The 16,295-nt window shown below is 59.6% G+C and carries 25 protein-coding genes; 23 read left to right on the top strand and 2 right to left on the bottom strand.

Features of this window, described 5'->3' with window-relative positions:
- Positions 1-158: 158 nt before the first annotated feature.
- Positions 159-1,235 carry a ParA family protein gene (locus tag PC358_RS01375; protein WP_033696976.1) on the top strand — a complete coding sequence of 359 codons (1,077 nt, stop codon included), beginning with the start codon at positions 159-161 and terminating at the stop codon, positions 1,233-1,235.
- A gap of 52 nt (positions 1,236-1,287) precedes the next feature.
- Here the strand turns inward: PC358_RS01375 and PC358_RS01370 are convergent, their stop codons facing one another.
- Positions 1,288-1,614, bottom strand: coding sequence for a DUF1654 domain-containing protein (locus tag PC358_RS01370; RefSeq protein ID WP_033696975.1), 327 nt, complete (start codon positions 1,612-1,614; stop codon positions 1,288-1,290).
- Positions 1,615-2,018: 404 nt separating this feature from the next.
- Between PC358_RS01370 and PC358_RS01365 the strand changes: the two genes are divergently transcribed.
- The 14 genes from PC358_RS01365 (at position 2,019) to PC358_RS01300 (ending at position 9,535) form a co-directional block, all read left to right on the top strand.
- Complete coding sequence (locus PC358_RS01365; protein ID WP_033696973.1) at positions 2,019-2,495, top strand: HNH endonuclease; 477 nt, start codon at positions 2,019-2,021, stop codon at positions 2,493-2,495.
- 25 nt (positions 2,496-2,520) lie between these two features.
- Positions 2,521-2,721, top strand: a complete 201-nt coding sequence (locus tag PC358_RS01360; protein ID WP_033696972.1) for a hypothetical protein — start codon at positions 2,521-2,523, stop codon at positions 2,719-2,721.
- Between the two features lie 414 nt (positions 2,722-3,135).
- Positions 3,136-3,549, top strand: a complete 414-nt coding sequence (locus tag PC358_RS01355) for a hypothetical protein (protein WP_033699946.1) — start codon at positions 3,136-3,138, stop codon at positions 3,547-3,549.
- A gap of 21 nt (positions 3,550-3,570) precedes the next feature.
- A complete protein-coding gene (locus PC358_RS01350) occupies positions 3,571-3,987 on the top strand; it encodes a hypothetical protein (protein WP_033696970.1) in 417 nt (138 codons plus the stop codon).
- Positions 3,984-4,178, top strand: a complete 195-nt coding sequence (locus tag PC358_RS01345; protein ID WP_014859727.1) for a hypothetical protein — start codon at positions 3,984-3,986, stop codon at positions 4,176-4,178. The genes PC358_RS01350 and PC358_RS01345 overlap by 4 nt, the downstream gene beginning before the upstream one ends.
- Entirely contained in the window at positions 4,175-4,717 is a 543-nt protein-coding gene (locus PC358_RS01340; protein ID WP_033696968.1) for a hypothetical protein, read from the top strand. Before PC358_RS01345 ends, PC358_RS01340 begins: the two co-directional genes overlap by 4 nt.
- A complete protein-coding gene (locus tag PC358_RS01335; RefSeq protein WP_033696967.1) occupies positions 4,714-4,935 on the top strand; it encodes a hypothetical protein in 222 nt (73 codons plus the stop codon). The genes PC358_RS01340 and PC358_RS01335 overlap by 4 nt, the downstream gene beginning before the upstream one ends.
- 309 nt (positions 4,936-5,244) lie before the next feature.
- Positions 5,245-6,375: a coiled-coil domain-containing protein gene (locus PC358_RS01330; RefSeq protein ID WP_033696966.1), complete on the top strand. Its 1,131-nt coding sequence runs from the start codon at positions 5,245-5,247 to the stop codon at positions 6,373-6,375.
- Between the two features lie 10 nt (positions 6,376-6,385).
- A complete protein-coding gene (locus tag PC358_RS01325; RefSeq protein WP_033696964.1) occupies positions 6,386-7,147 on the top strand; it encodes an ERF family protein in 762 nt (253 codons plus the stop codon).
- Positions 7,131-7,748, top strand: coding sequence for a lambda exonuclease family protein (locus tag PC358_RS01320; RefSeq protein WP_033696963.1), 618 nt, complete (start codon positions 7,131-7,133; stop codon positions 7,746-7,748). The genes PC358_RS01325 and PC358_RS01320 overlap by 17 nt, the downstream gene beginning before the upstream one ends.
- A gap of 8 nt (positions 7,749-7,756) precedes the next feature.
- Complete coding sequence (locus PC358_RS01315) at positions 7,757-8,275, top strand: hypothetical protein (protein WP_050506025.1); 519 nt, start codon at positions 7,757-7,759, stop codon at positions 8,273-8,275.
- Between the two features lie 72 nt (positions 8,276-8,347).
- The gene (locus PC358_RS01310) at positions 8,348-8,713 is read left to right on the top strand and encodes a DUF7740 domain-containing protein (RefSeq protein WP_033696962.1); all 366 of its coding nucleotides are present in this window, start codon (positions 8,348-8,350) and stop codon (positions 8,711-8,713) included.
- Positions 8,688-9,251 carry a hypothetical protein gene (locus tag PC358_RS27530; RefSeq protein WP_081874696.1) on the top strand — a complete coding sequence of 188 codons (564 nt, stop codon included), beginning with the start codon at positions 8,688-8,690 and terminating at the stop codon, positions 9,249-9,251. Before PC358_RS01310 ends, PC358_RS27530 begins: the two co-directional genes overlap by 26 nt.
- A gap of 23 nt (positions 9,252-9,274) precedes the next feature.
- Positions 9,275-9,535 carry a hypothetical protein gene (locus PC358_RS01300; protein ID WP_033696960.1) on the top strand — a complete coding sequence of 87 codons (261 nt, stop codon included), beginning with the start codon at positions 9,275-9,277 and terminating at the stop codon, positions 9,533-9,535.
- A gap of 56 nt (positions 9,536-9,591) precedes the next feature.
- Here the strand turns inward: PC358_RS01300 and PC358_RS01295 are convergent, their stop codons facing one another.
- The gene (locus PC358_RS01295; RefSeq protein ID WP_033696959.1) at positions 9,592-10,104 is read right to left on the bottom strand and encodes a hypothetical protein; all 513 of its coding nucleotides are present in this window, start codon (positions 10,102-10,104) and stop codon (positions 9,592-9,594) included.
- Positions 10,105-10,188: 84 nt separating this feature from the next.
- Here PC358_RS01295 and PC358_RS01290 point away from each other — a divergent pair, with 84 nt between their 5' ends.
- The 8 genes from PC358_RS01290 (at position 10,189) to PC358_RS27525 (ending at position 16,289) form a co-directional block, all read left to right on the top strand.
- Positions 10,189-12,036 (top strand): DNA cytosine methyltransferase, encoded by a 1,848-nt coding sequence (locus PC358_RS01290; RefSeq protein ID WP_033696958.1) that lies wholly within the window; start codon positions 10,189-10,191, stop codon positions 12,034-12,036.
- A gap of 10 nt (positions 12,037-12,046) precedes the next feature.
- Positions 12,047-12,772 carry a hypothetical protein gene (locus tag PC358_RS01285; protein WP_033696957.1) on the top strand — a complete coding sequence of 242 codons (726 nt, stop codon included), beginning with the start codon at positions 12,047-12,049 and terminating at the stop codon, positions 12,770-12,772.
- A gap of 253 nt (positions 12,773-13,025) precedes the next feature.
- Entirely contained in the window at positions 13,026-13,847 is an 822-nt protein-coding gene (locus tag PC358_RS01275; protein ID WP_033696955.1) for a hypothetical protein, read from the top strand.
- Between the two features lie 75 nt (positions 13,848-13,922).
- Positions 13,923-14,513, top strand: coding sequence for a hypothetical protein (locus tag PC358_RS01270; protein WP_050506024.1), 591 nt, complete (start codon positions 13,923-13,925; stop codon positions 14,511-14,513).
- Positions 14,510-14,776, top strand: coding sequence for a hypothetical protein (locus PC358_RS01265; RefSeq protein WP_033696954.1), 267 nt, complete (start codon positions 14,510-14,512; stop codon positions 14,774-14,776). Before PC358_RS01270 ends, PC358_RS01265 begins: the two co-directional genes overlap by 4 nt.
- Positions 14,773-15,162 carry an ASCH domain-containing protein gene (locus PC358_RS01260; protein WP_033696953.1) on the top strand — a complete coding sequence of 130 codons (390 nt, stop codon included), beginning with the start codon at positions 14,773-14,775 and terminating at the stop codon, positions 15,160-15,162. Before PC358_RS01265 ends, PC358_RS01260 begins: the two co-directional genes overlap by 4 nt.
- On the top strand, positions 15,159-15,614 hold the full coding sequence (locus PC358_RS01255; protein ID WP_050506023.1) for a DUF2591 domain-containing protein: 456 nt from the start codon (positions 15,159-15,161) through the stop codon (positions 15,612-15,614). Before PC358_RS01260 ends, PC358_RS01255 begins: the two co-directional genes overlap by 4 nt.
- A gap of 297 nt (positions 15,615-15,911) precedes the next feature.
- Positions 15,912-16,289 carry a hypothetical protein gene (locus PC358_RS27525; protein ID WP_033696951.1) on the top strand — a complete coding sequence of 126 codons (378 nt, stop codon included), beginning with the start codon at positions 15,912-15,914 and terminating at the stop codon, positions 16,287-16,289.
- Positions 16,290-16,295 lie beyond the last annotated feature (6 nt).

The raw sequence follows: 16,295 nt of genomic DNA, 5'->3' as shown, positions 1-16,295 counted from the left end.
TCTCTATACTCCAATTAGCATCAATGTTCCTATACTGTGCCAGTTGCTATTCCGAGAGTAGACTGGCCGGAATGATCGCTCGCTCTCAAAGCGAATAAATTTATGCTACAGTAACACACAGATTAAAAATTAAATTCATACAACCTTTCGAGCATAACATGGCAACTAAATCAATTTGTCTCTTCAACCATAAAGGTGGCGTTAGCAAGACAACTACCACTTTTAACCTCGGCTGGAGCTTAGCAAGGCTGGGCCACAAGGTGCTTATCGTTGATTTAGACTCCCAGAGCAATCTCACTGGATTGGTAATGGGATACACGTCTATCAATGATGACGAAATGGAAGCTTTCTACGAGAGCCGCTCCAACCTCACAATGCAACCAATTGTAGAGGCTTTGATTAACGGCATATCTCCAGCAGAATTCATAAAAAACGACAAAGGGCAGCTAACCTCTACTGGCCATCCAAATTTAACGTTGTTACCTGGCCACCTTGATGTTGCAGACCTTGATGCGCAAATTAGTGTATCCTTAAAAATCGCATCCGGAATTCCAGCAACTCGCAACATCCCAGGTAACCTTCCGCTAGTGCTACAAGAAATTGCGAAATCCTCCGGAGCAGATTACGTCCTGTATGATCTAAGCCCGAACGTTGGAGGACTGAACGAGGTAATCTTAATGTCCAGCGATTACTTCATAGTTCCTGCATCACCAGACTACTTCTGCTTACAGGCCATAGGCTCGCTCGAAAAAAATATCAAAAAATGGCATAGGGAAATAACTCGCTTCAAAGAAGACAACGGCTTCGACAGCAAGTCATTCCCTATTAAAAATAAGCCAAAATTTATGGGCGCAATACAGCAGCGCTATCGCCCTAGAAATGATAAGCCAGCCAAATCTTTCGACGCCTGGATTAATAAAATACGAAACGCCATCGATATCAAGCTGGCCCCAACGCTTGAAAAGATTGACTGCATTATTCCGAGAGCGGAAGTTCAAAAGCAACTGGAGGGAACCGGCTTGAGCGCGTACGATCTAGCTCACATCCCAGACTTTAACTCGCTCATTGCTATCAGCCAGCAACTCTCCAAACCAGTTTTCGCGCTAACCGATGAAGAGATTAAAACTGTAGGCAAAGTCTTTGGGCATGCAGAGCTAACAATGATCGAAAGCCGAGATCGTTTTGATGAAGTATTTGAGGAACTTGGAAAACGAATAGTTTCCCTGACAAGCTGAAAGATCAGCATCTGTAGCAAAGAGCCCGCCCTTATGCGGGCTTTTTTGCCCATCAGAAAGGTGCCCCCTCCTCCAGCTTCTCCTCCTCCCAATCCTTCTCTACGACCAAGTCGTCGCGATCCTCGGCGCTCTGCAGCTCCCATCGCACCGTCACGCTCTCATCGTCATTGAAGGTCAGGTCAAGCTCTGGCGTCTCGGCTAACAGCCCCATCACCTCCTCCCATTCCATGTCGCCATCCGTGTCCAGGCGATGGATCGTCACCCAGCGCTGTGTCTGCGCCAGAGGGTGATTAATCATCGACGATACGCGGAGCCCTAGCCGCTCAACTCCGCTCATTTCCTGGCGCGGCTTGGGGGTGGACTTCTTCTGCTTGGACATTCTCCCTCCTTGACTGCTGTATATTCGTACAGTGCTTTAGGAAAGCATATCTCACTGCTAAATCCACCGTAAAGCCCTAGACGGAAAATTTTCGCTCCGAGGTAATTTGTCGCCCAGCGAAAATAATTTAGCTCTGAGCTATTGACGTAATTTTAGCGTGAGGCTAAATTTCACCTCAAGCAGTCACCGAACAGGGACTGCGGAGGCCCTCAAGCCTCACACCATCTGGACACGCCAGATAGCAGACGGCAGCGAAATGCCGATCCAGGCCCCGCTAGGCGAAAGCATCAAGCGGACCCGACCTGAACAAGCTCTTTAGAAAACGAGATTTCCGGCCCTTTGACTGGGCCGGATGCTCTCCAGGTGACCTTGGCGACAGGGTCTCGTGGAAAGCAGGAGTAGATATGAGTCGAATCACTCACGCAGAACTTCTTCAGTTCGCTCATTACGACCCAGAGACCGGTGTTTTCACTCGCGCGTCTGACGGTTACGTCATGGGTAAGCCAGATCGGAAAGGGTATCTGTCAACGTGGATACCCCCGCACAACTACCGGGTTCACCGGCTCGCATGGTTCTACATGACGGGTGAGTGGCCGACTGCCGAGATAGACCATATCAACGGCAAGACTGACGACAACGCTTGGCAGAATTTGCGCGAATGCACCCACCAGCAAAACAACCACAACCAAGGCAAGCGTGCGCATAACACGTCCGGCTTCAAGAACGTCAGCTGGAACAAGCGCCAAGGGAAGTGGCACGTTCAGGTCTGTCTGAACTACCAAGTTCATCACGGCGGCTTGTTCGATGATGTGCACGAGGCGGACCGTGCGGCGTGCGCTTTACGCAAAAAGCTACACGGCGAATTCGCCAACCACGGATAAATCAACCGTCCTGGAGGGCAAGGCGATGGCAAAGCGGCCAACCAACCGCATCAAGTACAAGCTCTGGGATCCGAACTCCACCATGGAGTACGACGGCACTATCGACGAAGGCATCTACTACGCAGCATGGAGCCTGTCGCTGGAAGATCGGAAAGTGCTCATCGGCAAGCTGGTAGAGCAGCAAGCAAGCGCCACGGCAAAGTCAGCCAGCGCCACGTCAGCCTGACGTTAACTGCCCGATGCCCTGCTCCCCATCGCAGGCTGCATCGGTGATCCACATTGAACGCGAGTTGATCGCCGCGAATTGTGAGCCTGGGTAGCGCCTCGCCCTTTGGTGAGGCGTCCGGTCACCCGGTTTGCCCCGGAATGTGGATCACCGATGCAGTTTTCATCGATTTAAAGCGCATCACCGTGAGCCTTATGCAAGTTAAGGCGCACCACAGTAAACCTTAATAGACGTACACGCAGGCGAATCCGGGGCCTAACCGGCCAGACCAGATGCATGTGAGGTAGCGCTCACCGCCTGCACCCCTTCCCTTCACTTAGACCGCATTGGCGGGTGCCAGGCTGGCTTTTCACGCCCAGTTTGGTCACTGCGCCTGGCGCCCGACCAATGCGGTTGCCGCGCGAGCAAACGAACATGAGCGAACTCGGATATTGCGAGGGCGATACCTGCGGCCGTGACGGCTGCGAGGGCGTCATCGAATCGCACGATGTGCAGAACTGCTGCTGCCATATCAACCCACCCTGCGGGGCATGCACCGCGCCACGCGGCTACTGCGAGGCTTGTGGCTGGGAAGAGTCGGAAGACCCGCCGCCAGCGCCTGAGGCATACAAGGGCAAGCCATGGCAGCCGCCAGAGCCGCGCCCGCTGGACCCTAGCAAGGTCGATTGGCGGTTCGTGCCTCACACCCACTTCTCGATGATCAAGGAAGGGGTATATCCACCGCACATGACCCGCGAGGAGGTTGAGCGCGAGGTCATTGGCACCTTCGGCGGCCGCTTCGAGCAATTCGGCAATGGCCGCTTCAAGTACATCGCATACACCGACTGAACCCACCACCTGGAGGCGACCATGGGCGCACTTCGAGCAGAACAATGGCATTACGATGAGCAGTTGCCTCCGGCGGTGAGTGAAAGCGCCGATGAGGAAGCTGTGCGCATCTGGATCGACAACGGCGTTGCCGAGCTTCTGGCACGCCGGGACTACCTGTTCCCGCTTAAGGGCAAGCAGGTCGGCGTCACCTTCGATCGGCTGGCTCTGGCAGTCGATGAGCACGCCATGTGCGAGCTGAGCGGAAGCGGCAGCAACACGGTGCTTGGTCGCCTGCTGCTGGACACCACGATAGGCACCCAGGGAGACGCCAAGATTTCGGCTATCGAGATCTTGTCGGTTCGTGACCCAGCCAAGCTGTTCGAGCAGCTGGCCCGCGATCTTCTGGAACCCGTCGCCAAAGAAGGAGTTCTGGCCCAGGCCGAGGAGGCTCAATGAAAAGCCCTCACGTCCTGATCGACGAAGAGCTTGAGGCCATGGCTCACCCTGAGACGCCACTGTCCTGGCAGGCCATGGTCCTCAAGCTCCTCACTGAAATGCTGGCCGACCAGCGCATCACCATCGAAGAGTTCAACCACTACTGCGGGCGCCTCAACAAGATCGTTGATGGGCGCAAGGAGGTCGCGTGAGCAAGATTGATTGGGCTCGTTGCCCTGAGGCAACCCACTTTGACCCTGTGGACCAGAACTTCCTGCGCGAGGTTGGTGAGGCGCTTTTGCTGTTCAACAACAAGCGTGGGTGGACAGTGCCGCTGTATACCGCGTACGGCCTGCGCATCGAAGACTGCCATCGCCCGCTGATCAAGCGCCCCGAGTGGAGTGGCGAGGGCCTGCCCTCGGCTGGAGAAATAGTCGAGCGCCTCGACATCAATGCCAACTGGGTCAACTCGCTGGTCATGTATGTGGGCACTGATCGCGTGGTGCTCCGCGACCCATCCGGTCAAGAGTTCGTGCCAAAGCTCCAAGAGCTTGCTGATTCGTCGGAGTTCAAGCGCTTCCGGCCAGCTAGGACAGCCGAGCAGTTGAGCGCCGAGCAGAAAGCTGCTGAAGACAGGAAGCGTCTGATCGACGAAATGTACCAAGGCCTGTCGCACAGCAACGCCAGCGAGACACGGCGCATTTGCGCCGAGATCTTCGACAAGGGCTACCGCAAGCAGGAGGCAACATGACCACGCCACCCATCACCACGCTCATCGACGAGCAGATCGCCGAACTGCCCGAGGCTCAGGCTATGCCGGCCGACCGCGTCCTGATGCTGTTCAAGGGCCCGACTCTGTTCGACGCGAAGAGGGCTGCAGCTGAAGCCTTCATCGAGAATCCCGAGGCAGTCACCCGCAGTTGGTGGATGTGCGGCGAGTGGACGGTCGGGTATGAGGTTCGGGCATGAGGAACCGATTCCCTGGCACCTGCTACCGCTGCGGCGGCCATGTTGCCAAAGGTGCAGGCCACTTCGAACGCTACCAAGGCGGGTGGCGGACCCAGCACGCCGACTGCGCAATCAAGGCGCGGGAGGAAAAGCTGAGGAGCCTTCAGCCATGACGAGCTACCAGCGTGCCCGCCGATTCGCCACCTGGCGCGGCAGCTTCATCGCCCTCACCTTCTGCACCGGCTGGCTCCTCCTGAGCGCCCTGGCCGGCACCATCACACAGTAACCACTTAATCAGCGCCCACCGCATGGATGGCGCGGGAGAAACGCATGTCCGCAGAAAAAGAACTGATCGTCGCTCCTCCGCAGGAAACAGCCCTGGCGGTGTATAGCGCTGAAAAGGGCCTTGAGCCTTGGCTGCAGCAGATCCGCGTCAAGATCGACGAGTTCTTGGCAGTTGTGCCGGACCTGAAAACGGTCAAAGGCCGCAAAGAAATTGCGTCGATGGCCTATGAGGTTGCACGCACCAAGACTGCAATCGAAAACAAGGGCAAGGAGCTGTCTGCCGAGCAGAAGAAGGTGCCAGCCCGCATCGATGCTGAGCGCAAGCGGGTTTGGGACATTCTTGAATCCTGGCAGAAGGAGGTGCGCAAACCTCTGGATGACTGGCAGGCCACCGAGGATGCGCGCATCGACCGCCACAACGACCGCCTGAACTGGCTGAAGACGCTAGCAGACGACCTGGGCGAACTGAACTCCCTGCAACTCAAAGGCCTTATTGCCGAAGCCGAAGGCATGCAACTGGGGGCTCACTGGGAGGAATTCGAGGCAGAAGCGGCAAACACCAAGGATAAGGTGCTGACCAGCTTGCGGGCAGCGCTCCAGAAGCGCGAGCAGTTCGAGGCGGAGCAAGCCGAACTGGCCCGCCTGCGCCGCGAAGCAGAAGAGCGCGCCGAACAAGACCGCATCCGGGTGGCACAGGAAGCCGCTGTCGAGCTGGAACGCCAGCGCGTGGCTCAGGAACAGCAGGAGGCGCGAGAAGCCGCCGCCCGCCGCGAGCAGGAGCTGATTGACCAAGCTGCTGCGCAGGAGCGCGAAGCCGAGAACCAGCGCCTTCAGCTCAAGCTGCAGGCCGAGCAAGCCGAGCGGGGGCGGATTCAGGCCGAGGCTGACCGAGTTGCCGCCGAGCAACGGATGGAGCAAGAACGCCAGGACGCTGCCCGCCGGGAGGAGGAAGCCGCCGAGCAGGCTCGCCAGGAAGAACGCCGCCGCGCCGATGCAGCAGCAGCCGAGATCCTTCGCCAGCAAGAGGCCCGCGAGCGCGATAAGGCACACCGCGCCAGCATCAACCGCGCCGCCCTGGAGGCCTTTGTCGCCGGCGGCATGACAGAGGAATGCGCCAAGCAAGCGATCACCCTGATCGCACAGCGCAAGATCCCGAACATCGCCATTTCCTACTGAGGCACCCACCATGAGCAGCACGATCATTGTGCCGGAGCAGCGCCGCCAGGTGGCCGCGCCCGCGCAGGCAGACAGCAGCATCCTCGCCGTAATCAGCCGGGCGGCCACCGACCCAACCTGCGACATCGACAAGCTTGAGCGCCTGATGGCGATGCACGAGCGCATGCAAGCCCGCGACGCCGAGGCTGAATTCAACGCGGCCATGGCTGCCATGCAGAGCGACATCCCGAGCATTGCCGAGCGCGGCGCCATCGTAGTGAACGGCCAGAAGCGCAGCGACTATGCAACATTTGAGGACATCAACGACGTCATCAAGCCCATCATGCAGGCCCACGGGTTCGCGATCACCTTCAAGGTCGAGAACACGCCGGGCGGCATGAGCGTCACCGGCATCCTGATGCACCGCGCCGGCCACCGTGAAAGCACCACCATGCTGCTGCCGCTCGACACCAGCGGCAGCAAGAACGCTGTCCAGGCAGTCGGATCGTCTACCAGCTATGGCAAGCGCTACGTCATGAGCGCCCTGCTCAACCTCACCACCCGGGGCGAGGACGACGATGGCCATGCAGCCGTGCCGACGGCGAATGTCACCAGCGTTCAGGCGGCCGGCATCAGCGCCCTGCTCGACCGCTGCACACAGACGACCCGCGACTGGTTCATTGGCGAATACGGCTCGGCCGAATGCGTGCCGAAGGGCCGCCACGACATTCTGGTCGCGCAACTGAACAAGGCCATCAAGGCTGCGGAGGCTGCAAATGCAGATAGTCAGTGACATCGAACAAGGCACCCAGGCCTGGCTGGACCTGCGCCTAGGCATCATCACCTGCAGCGAGCTGGACTGCCTGCTGGTGAACGGCAAGGGCGAGGCCGGATTCGGCACCGGCGCCTTCACCTACATGAACACGCTGATCGGCGAACGCATCACCGGTGAAGCGGCGGACCCGTTCAGCGGAAATCGGCATACCGAGCGCGGCCATGAACTGGAGTGCGTTGCACGCAACCTCTACCGCGACAGCGAAGAGGTCGAAACGACCGAGGTGGGGATCATCCTCAATCACGGCATCGGCTACTCGCCAGATGCCCTGGTAGGCGAAAAGGGCCTGACCGAGATCAAAACCAAGCTGCCGAAGCTGCAGGTCGACGTGATCCTGGGCGGCGAGATCCCGAAAGAGCACGTAGCGCAGTGCCAGGGCGGCCTGTGGGTGTCCGAGCGCGAGTGGATCGACTTCATCTGCTACTGGCCGGGCATGCCGCTGTTCGTGAAGCGCGCCTACCGGGACGAAGCGATGATCCGCAAGCTCTCTGAGCGCGTGAAAACCTTCTACGAAATCCTCGACGAGCGCATGAATCGGGTGCTCGGCATCGCAGCATAGGGGGCAGTATGAACCCATCAATCGACCTGGAGGCCGCACAAGCGGCCTTCTTGGCCTCTGGAGGCAGCATCATCGTTCTCGACGGCTTCCAGTACGCACCGCACCGCCCGCACCGCGACCTTGAACAGGTACGAGCTACCCAGCCAAAGCCGCCGAGCCAGAAGGCTCTGAAACGGCAGAAGCAGCTTGCCGAGCTTCGGGAAATGGCCAAGACCATGACCTACGCCCAAGCTATGGAGCGAACCGGTCTGGCACAAACCACACTTTACCGCGCCGCCCAGGACGGAGGGTTTGCGTTCCAGCCCGACCCTCGCCGTTTCCGTGGCGAAAAGAACAGGGTCTATGCAGACCCCGCCGAGGACAAAGCTCTTGCCGCCAAGATCGCCGAGCTTCGTGATGCAGGCCTAAACCGAGCCCAGGCCAAGGCCAAGCTTGGCATCTCTGACCGAAAATTCTGCCGGGTCATCCACCTATTCGGCGTCGAATACCCGAAGGTTGAGGGGAAGCGATGCGACGGTCCAGTTTGAAAAATCAGGTTCGCCAGCGCCGGCGGCAAGAACAGTTCCACCTGCCGCCCAGCGGCCTCACGGAGCACAGACATGCAGAAAGCACCCTCTGGAGTCGTAACCCTGCCGGCCTGGATGAATCGGCCGGTGAAGAAGCTGTACAACACCCGCAGCGGCGGCCAGTACCGGCCTGATGATGTGGCCATGGCTTTCGCGTTGAGCCTGCGCTTCCACGACAGCACCGACCACCTGCGCAGGCTGGCCCGGCGCCTGGTCGACAAAGTCTGCCTTGAGCACCAGCCGAACATGAAGCGCCTGGCCCGAGAGCCGGACGATGCGAAGGTGTTCGACGCAGCGCTCAAGATCATCAACCGGGTGTGCGACCTGCTAGACATCGGGCAGGGCACCACCTTTGTGCGCAATGGAGGCGATGATGGCTCTGACGCAGCAGCAGCGTGATGAGCGCCGGCGCGAGAAGCAGGAACGCCTGGGCGAGCAGGATTTGCGCTTGAAGGTGACCTCCACCCACGCCAGCCAGCTTGCTGACCTGATGTCCTGGGGCGAGATTGAGGAAAGCGGCGAAGCGCTCACCTTGCTGATCTACAACGCCCACAAGCTTGGTCGTTCGAAGTTCCCGTACTTCGCCGCCGTCGCCCACCTTGAGATCGAAAGCGATCAGCACATCAAGGCAGATCGAACTGAAATCAGACTCATGGCAAGGCGCGGCACCATCCAGCAGATCGATGAAATGGGCGAGTGGATCAATGCCACCGACCTGAGCTTCATCGTCCGCCTGCTGATAGGGCGCGCCCATGCACTAGGGCCGATTCAGGCCCTCATGCTTCTGGCGCTTCCTCCGCGCCACGATTTCATTATCAGCAATTCCGTGGCGCGCAGGCTCTACGAGTGGCGCATTCAGCGCGAGCTTCGTGCGCCAGACATCAGGCTTGGCGCAGACCCTGACGATAAAGGCTTGCTGCTGCTAGACAGCGCATAAACAAACCATGCACGGAGAAAGCCATGAGCGATAACCAGACGCCGATGGGCCGCATGGACCACGGAAAGACAGCGTGCGGACGCATCGTCATGAGCCGCTGGGATCAGCCTGAGCGGCCGGATAACGAGGCTGACCGCCGTAGATTCATCAGGGGCGTGCATCGAAGCGGGTTCATCCACTCCACGCAGGTTCGATATGAAGGCGACCAGATGCCTGACTGGGTTGGCCAGAGCCATTGCCAGGACCTCAACTGCAGGTGCCAGGAGTTCCTGAATCGAGCCTGATCCTCCGGCGCTGCCCGCCAGCGCCTTCCCCTATTCAGAAGCCGATAACTTGGCTCCTACTTCTTACTCCTGACATCGCGCCACTCGGCAAATACCGTCCACCATTGCTGGAAGAATGGCTCCACGCAGCGGCGGCGACCTAACTCAATCAATGAGGTCTCTAGCGCTTCAGCCTTAGGCAATGCTTTTGCCACGTAAAGATGTGCATCGTGCGAAGAGCCTTCCTCTAGCAGTCCAAAGAGTTCCTTCTGAAGCTCAAACCAGCAGTCCTGGACCTGCTGCGAATCTGCCTCGTTGAATAGGATTTGTATTAACACCATGTCGCGCTCTAACTCATGGCGTGCAACGGGCCAGTTTTCCGCGAGCACCTTCTTTTCGTACACAGTCAGCCCATCAACCTCATATTCGTTGGACCGGCTTTGCAGAAATCGAACGATCAGGTTGGCTCGGATGAGGGCTTGGCCAGTCTTGTCATAGCGTTCAGCCCAAAGCTTCTCATGCTTCGTCTTGAGCACAGCCGAATAGGCTGCAACAGCTGCAGCGATAAGGGTCAACATCGTTGTAAGCATCAGAACTCCCGGGATCGGCTCGATATCTAGCCGCTCACATTTAACCCACTTCAACGAATCACGCCACCCCGGCGAGGACCGCCCATGTCTGCATTTCAGAAAAAGAACCCGCTCGACTTCAAAACCCAGTACGGCCTTGGCTTCGATCCGCAAGACGACGAGATCGTGGTCGACTTCTTCTGCGGTGGCGGCGGCGCCGGTACCGGGCTGGAAATGGGCTTGGGCCGACCGGTGACCGTGGCCAAGAACCACAGCCCTGCGGCCATCAGCATGCACACCGCCAACCACCCGGCTGCGCGCCACTTCACCACCGATGTTTTCGAGGGCGACCCGGACGAGGAATGCCAGGGTCGTGCCGTGGGATGGTTCCACATGAGCCCGGACTGCACTCACCACAGCCAGGCCGCTGGCGGCCAGCCGCGCAAACGCGAGATTCGCAACTTGTCGTGGATCGGCTTGAAGTGGGCCGGCAAGAAGGCGCCCCGCGTGATCAGCCTGGAGAACGTGAAGCAGATCCTGCAGTGGGGCCCGCTGATCGCCAAGCGCGACAAGGCCACTGGGCGGGTGATGAAGTTGGACGGCACCGTGGCCGCCGTTGGCGAGCGTGTGCCGGTGCAGCAGCAGTTCCTTGTGCCCGACCCGAAACGCCGCGGCATCACCTGGCGTCGGTTCGTGCAGTTGCTCGAAGGAATCGGTTACCAGGTGGAATGGCGAATCATCAAGGCCTGTGACTTCGGTGCGCCAACCAGCCGGGAACGCCTCTTCATGATCGCCCGCTGCGACGGACAACCGATCGTGTGGCCGGAGCCCACCCACGCCAAGAACCCAACCAAGGGCCAGCAGAAGTGGCGCACCGCCGCCGACTGCATCGACTGGAGCGTGCCGAGCAAAAGCATTTTCGGTCGGAAGAAAGACCTCGCGGCCGCCACGTTGCGCCGGGTAGCCAAGGGCATGAAGAAGTTCGTGCTGGACAACCCGCAGCCCTTCATCGTGCCGATAGCCAACTGGTCGGGCGAGCTAGCCCAGTCGGCAGAGGAGCCGCTGCGCACAGTTACCTCCTGGCCACGAGGCGGTTCGTTCGCGATGGCCAGCCCAACCCTGGTACAGACCGGATACGGTGAGCGTGAGGGTCAGCAGCCACGAGCACCTGGCCTGGATCAGCCGTTGGGAACAGTCGTCGCGGGCGGCGTTAAGCACGCACTGGCATCCGCGCACCTGGTGAAGTTCCGCTTCAACAGCGAGGGTTCGGCCGTCACCGATCCGGTACCCACAGTCACCAGTGGCGGTAACTACAAGCGGCCAGCAGGTGCAGCCCACGCGATGGGAATGTGCACCGCCTTCATCGAGCAGGCCAACGGCGGATTCAACACCACGCCAGCCAAGGGCGCGGACGAGCCACTGACCACGGTGACCAACACTGGCAGCCAGCAGCGCCTGGTGACGGCCAGCCTGGCCACGCTGCGTCGCAACTGCGTAGGCCGTACGGTAAATGAGCCGGTACCGACCATGACCGCCGGTGCCGAGCATCACGCCCTGGTCGAGTACAAGCTATCACCGGAGCACGAGGAAGGCGCCCTGCGCGTCGCCGCGTTCCTGATCAGCTACTACGGGACGGAGAACACCAGCGCATGCGATGCCCCAGCGCCGACAGTGACCACCAAGGATCGCCTGGGCCTGGTCACCGTGTTCGTGAGGGGAACGCCGTATGTGATCGTCGACATCTGCCTGCGGATGCTGCAGCCGCACGAGCTCTACCGCGCCCAAGGCTTCCCCGCCAGCTACATCATCGATAAGGGCGCCGACGGCAAGCCGTTCACCAAAACCGAACAGGTGCACATGTGTGGCAATAGCGTTAGCCCGCCACCAATGGCTGCCTTAGCCCGCGCCAACGACCCTTGGCGTGCCGCAGAGCGCCAGAGCAAAGCCGCGTAAGGGGAATTTGATGATCCATTACCACGGCACGCCGATAGGCGGTACGCGGCAAGATGCAGCAAGGCTGCTGGCTGGCCGGCACGCCTTGGTGCCGTTCCCGCGGCAGGACGACATGGGCATCGTCGCCGAAGCATGCCAGTCCTTCGTCTTTGACAACGGAGCGTTCACGGTCTGGAAGAAAGGCGGCCAGGTGGACGTGCACGGCTACATGCGCTGGGTGGACGACTGGCACCGGCACCCTGGCTTCGACTGGGCATTGATCCCTGATGTGATCGACGGAGACGAAGAAGCCAACGACCGCTTGCTCGAGCAATGGCCTGGCCACCTGCCGGGCGTGCCGGTCTGGCACATGCATGAGCCGATCGAGCGGCTGGAGCGCCTGGCAAAGGCCTGGCGAACTGTCGCCCTGGGCAGTTCTGGACAGTGGCGATCACCCGGCACTGCAGCCTGGTGGAAGCGCATGGGCTCGGCGATGGATGCCATCTGCGACGACCATGGCCGCCCAATTTGCCGCCTGCATGGCCTGCGCATGCTTGACCCCGCGATTTTCCAGAGCCTGCCGCTGGCATCGGCTGACAGCACGAACGCCGCAGTGAACGGCGGCAGCATCAGCCGGTTCGGCATGTACACCCCGCCATCGGCAGGTCAGCGCGCCAGCGTGATCGCTGACCGGATCGAAGCGCACAACAGTTCGCCGATCTGGTGCAGGGAAGCCCAAGTAGAAATGGCGCTTTAGAAAACTGCGTCCCACCTCACTTCGTCAGGATCTTGCGTCTCTACAAAGCGCTCCCATTTCTGAGAGCAGGTCTTGCACTTGTAGCCTGTAACCAAGAACACACCTTGCTCTTCAGTCCCGTAATGCTCAAACAACGAGGTTACACCCTCCTTGTCAACTTCATTCATAGCTGAGGCACAGCAATCTTCGGGTTGCAAATGCATTTTCTAGAACTCCTTTTGATGAGCGCCGAATATACCGGCGAGGTATCCCCATGCCCACAGAAACCCGATCCAGCAACACCGAGATGGTCAGCGTGCCGCGTGAAACCATCGAGCAAGCGGAAAAGCTGCTGCAGGAAGACAACCGTTGCACCATGGCTCGAGAGTTTCGCACCATCCTGGCCAAGCCAGCCGATCAGCACCAGGGCGAGCCGGTTGCCTACGCAGACCCCAGGTCATTTGAGAACTTAAAGTCTTTTGGGCGTCTTGGCGGTATCTATCTGCATGAATGGATGTGGGCCGAACCAGAGCCTGGCATGGTTCCGCTCTACACCCACGCAGCGCAGGGCGAGCCGGTGGCGTATCTGTGCAAATCCGAAGGCGCGAAGTGGCTCCAATATGGCAGCAAGGTAGGCGACCCGTGGAAGCCTGGGGAAGTGGAGGTCACACCACTATTCGCTCACGCCGATCCTGGCGAGGTTGAGCGGCTGCGCGAAGAGGTAGAGAAGCAGCGTCGACTCAAGATGCATGTTGCCGAGAACCTGCAGAACGCCCTGGACAACTGCTCGGTCTATCGCGCCCAGCTGGCAGAGCAGAGCGCACTGCTGCAGCTGGGCTTGGAAATGATCAACCGCGGCATCGTCAGCTTCGACGATCAGATCGAATACCGGCAGAAGCTGGCCGCCCTGTCCGCCAGCGCAGAGCCGAGCGCGCCGGTTGAGCGCGATGAGTTCGAAAAAGAATTCCCAGTCCCGGGCGGCGTCAGGTTCCTTGAGGCGGATAACTGCTACGTCGACGAACGCTTTGATTATGAAGGCGGCGGCTCATACCAGCCCGCATGGGAGGCATGGCAGGCCCGCGCCGCCCTGGAGTGAAAGCAGTAACCCTTCCCATTCTGTAACCCCTCTCCCCTCTATTCACTGCCGCCATATGGCGGCCAAGGAATCCCCGTGCGCGAAGAAAAAGTCGTGATGTACGAATCCCCCGAAGCCGCCAGCATTCAGACCGTTACCGGATGGGTCGATCCTTCCGGCCGGTTCTGGGGCAAGGACGAGCACATGGCCCGCTACTGCGGGTCGACACATCGGCGCTGCGCCAAAAAACCTGACCATCCAATTCATGCCACTAACGGGTGGTGCGCGGTCTGTCACACAGAGAGCCGGGCAGCCAAATTCGCAGCCATGCCGAAGCGCGTATGGGCCGGCGAAGCGATCACTGAATACGACGGCGACCGGTACTTCTTCGACGAGGAAGAGCTGCGCGACTACCTGATCGAGCATGAGATCGATCTGACCGACCTGAGACTGGTCTTCTGCACGCCGAACTACCCCAGCGAGATCGATCCAGGCGACCACTTCTGTGATGACCTGCCAGAAGATGGCGAGATCAACGACGACCAGCTGCTTGCAGCGTTCGAACTGCTCAACGAGATGATCCGCAAGTGCCCGCCATTGTCTTGGTCTCCGGGTCATGAGGCGGTCGTGCTGCCGCAGGCCTTCATCGATATGGTTGCCCATGAACGCTTGGAGGCCCAGGAATGACCCGCCTCGCCCTCTGCCTCCTGCTGCTGGCCACCGGCGCCAGCGCAGACCCGCTGCCGCATGGCGTCCGCGTGTTCCATGACGATGAGCGCGGCGCGACCTGCTGGCTGTACGGCTTCAGCTCGCCCGGCGGTATCAGCTGCATCCCCGACAGCCAGCTGCAGGCCGGCAACGAGCGCCAGCGCTCCCCGCTCGAAACACAACCCGAACCTACGCCCGCACTGGCGCCTGGGCGCTGGATTGATGAGAGGTATGAGCTGTGAAAGCACTATCAATCAAGCAGCCATGGGCCTGGCTAATCATTCATGGCGGCAAGGACGTCGAGAATCGAACCTGGCATACAAAGTTCCGTGGTCGGTTCTTGGTGCACGCATCCAAGGGGATGACCAAGGCCGATTACATGGCTGCCCTTGAGGTAGTCAGTGGCGCTGCAAGCTTTGAAGTCTTGAGGGGGCTCCCGATGATGGAAGATCTTCAGCGCGGTGGCATCGTCGGCTCAGTCGAACTGATCGATAGCGTCGATCACAGCGACTCGCCCTGGTATACGGGCGCCAAGGGCTTCGTGCTGCGCGATCCGAAGCCTTTGCCATTCACCCCGTTCAAAGGCCAGCTTCAGTTCTTCGAAGTGCCGGCGGAGCTTCTGCCATGACCGACCTGATCGAAGTGAAGACGGCAGACCTGGTGGGCGAGGCCCTGGGGTGGGCCGTGGGCAAGGCGGAAGGCCTGGATGTGTTCCTGGCCCCGCCAGAGTACGGCAACCCCTGGCGCGTGTTTGCCCGGTACCGCGCCACGGTGACCGAGCACATCAAGCGCTTCAACCCTTGGGAAGACTGGGCGCTGGGCGGGCCATTGATCGATAAGCACCGCGTTCAAACGAGCTTCAACGGTAGCGGCTTCAGCCGAAGCCCAACCGGAGAACACTGGTGCGCGTACGTGTGCAAGGCCAGCGGCCAGGAGGTCTTTCCAAGCGGTGGCGGCCCGAGCACCCTCACTGCCGCCTGCCAAGCAATAGCGCAGGCCAAGCTTGGCGATACCGTCCAGGTGCCTAAGGAACTGGTCGCGGCCGCAACACATAAGTGCGGCCGCATGAGCTCGAACTAACTTCCTTTCTTTAGAGGATTCAGAAGAAGAGCGGCATCAAGCATTGCTTGAACTTCGTCCCTCTCTTTCTTCCTGTGCTGGACCTGCTCCCTATCCAAAGCCGGCCCCTTTTTTTTGCTACTAGGATCGGAATTGTCGTACTCCGGAAAATCCTCGAAAAAATCCACCCAATCATTCACTTCAAGATCCCTCTTCGTAAGGTGAGGGGCGCATTAAAACGCTATTCCAACCTAAAGCAAAGATCAAATCCCCATAACCCAAGCCCGCCGACATGCGCGGGCATGGAGAGCTATTGCCATGACGAATCACAAATACACGCCCGGCCCATGGGAAGTCCTGAACGAAACCGAGGTTTTCACCGGTCTCGGCGCCGACAGCGGCGATGGCGTGAAAGCACTCCCCTCTGACGGCTGGATGATCGCTGACTGCGGCGACTGCGTGACCTTCACCGAGATCGGCCCTGCGGAACTCGGCCGAGACCTGCGCCGGGCAAACGCCAAGTTGATCGCCTCGGCGCCCCTGCTGCTGGACGACCTGACCTCTGCCGCAGCCCAGTTGCGCAAGTACGAAACCCTGCATCGAGCCAAGGGTACCGCTGACAGCCTGGCTAAAGCCGAGGTCAACGCTGAGTTGGCGTCACGGTTCGAACAGACCATCGCCCAGGCCACGAACTGACCACCA

The sequence above is a fragment of the Pseudomonas capeferrum genome, from assembly GCF_000731675.1.
Classification (GTDB): Bacteria; Pseudomonadota; Gammaproteobacteria; order Pseudomonadales; family Pseudomonadaceae; genus Aquipseudomonas; species Aquipseudomonas capeferrum.
The sequence above is the reverse complement of the archived record's forward strand: the minus strand, read 5'-3'. Positions and strand labels throughout refer to the sequence as shown.

Coding starts and splice junctions, on each gene's coding strand:
- PC358_RS01375 (WP_033696976.1), top strand. CDS start 159: ATGGCAACTAAATCAATTTGTCTCTTCAACCATAAAGGTGGCGTTAGC.
- PC358_RS01370 (WP_033696975.1), bottom strand. CDS start 1,614: ATGTCCAAGCAGAAGAAGTCCACCCCCAAGCCGCGCCAGGAAATGAGC.
- PC358_RS01365 (WP_033696973.1), top strand. CDS start 2,019: ATGAGTCGAATCACTCACGCAGAACTTCTTCAGTTCGCTCATTACGAC.
- PC358_RS01360 (WP_033696972.1), top strand. CDS start 2,521: ATGGCAAAGCGGCCAACCAACCGCATCAAGTACAAGCTCTGGGATCCG.
- PC358_RS01355 (WP_033699946.1), top strand. CDS start 3,136: ATGAGCGAACTCGGATATTGCGAGGGCGATACCTGCGGCCGTGACGGC.
- PC358_RS01350 (WP_033696970.1), top strand. CDS start 3,571: ATGGGCGCACTTCGAGCAGAACAATGGCATTACGATGAGCAGTTGCCT.
- PC358_RS01345 (WP_014859727.1), top strand. CDS start 3,984: ATGAAAAGCCCTCACGTCCTGATCGACGAAGAGCTTGAGGCCATGGCT.
- PC358_RS01335 (WP_033696967.1), top strand. CDS start 4,714: ATGACCACGCCACCCATCACCACGCTCATCGACGAGCAGATCGCCGAA.
- PC358_RS01330 (WP_033696966.1), top strand. CDS start 5,245: ATGTCCGCAGAAAAAGAACTGATCGTCGCTCCTCCGCAGGAAACAGCC.
- PC358_RS01325 (WP_033696964.1), top strand. CDS start 6,386: ATGAGCAGCACGATCATTGTGCCGGAGCAGCGCCGCCAGGTGGCCGCG.
- PC358_RS01320 (WP_033696963.1), top strand. CDS start 7,131: ATGCAGATAGTCAGTGACATCGAACAAGGCACCCAGGCCTGGCTGGAC.
- PC358_RS01315 (WP_050506025.1), top strand. CDS start 7,757: ATGAACCCATCAATCGACCTGGAGGCCGCACAAGCGGCCTTCTTGGCC.
- PC358_RS01310 (WP_033696962.1), top strand. CDS start 8,348: ATGCAGAAAGCACCCTCTGGAGTCGTAACCCTGCCGGCCTGGATGAAT.
- PC358_RS27530 (WP_081874696.1), top strand. CDS start 8,688: ATGGCTCTGACGCAGCAGCAGCGTGATGAGCGCCGGCGCGAGAAGCAG.
- PC358_RS01300 (WP_033696960.1), top strand. CDS start 9,275: ATGAGCGATAACCAGACGCCGATGGGCCGCATGGACCACGGAAAGACA.
- PC358_RS01295 (WP_033696959.1), bottom strand. CDS start 10,104: ATGCTTACAACGATGTTGACCCTTATCGCTGCAGCTGTTGCAGCCTAT.
- PC358_RS01290 (WP_033696958.1), top strand. CDS start 10,189: ATGTCTGCATTTCAGAAAAAGAACCCGCTCGACTTCAAAACCCAGTAC.
- PC358_RS01285 (WP_033696957.1), top strand. CDS start 12,047: ATGATCCATTACCACGGCACGCCGATAGGCGGTACGCGGCAAGATGCA.
- PC358_RS01275 (WP_033696955.1), top strand. CDS start 13,026: ATGCCCACAGAAACCCGATCCAGCAACACCGAGATGGTCAGCGTGCCG.
- PC358_RS01265 (WP_033696954.1), top strand. CDS start 14,510: ATGACCCGCCTCGCCCTCTGCCTCCTGCTGCTGGCCACCGGCGCCAGC.
- PC358_RS01255 (WP_050506023.1), top strand. CDS start 15,159: ATGACCGACCTGATCGAAGTGAAGACGGCAGACCTGGTGGGCGAGGCC.
- PC358_RS27525 (WP_033696951.1), top strand. CDS start 15,912: ATGACGAATCACAAATACACGCCCGGCCCATGGGAAGTCCTGAACGAA.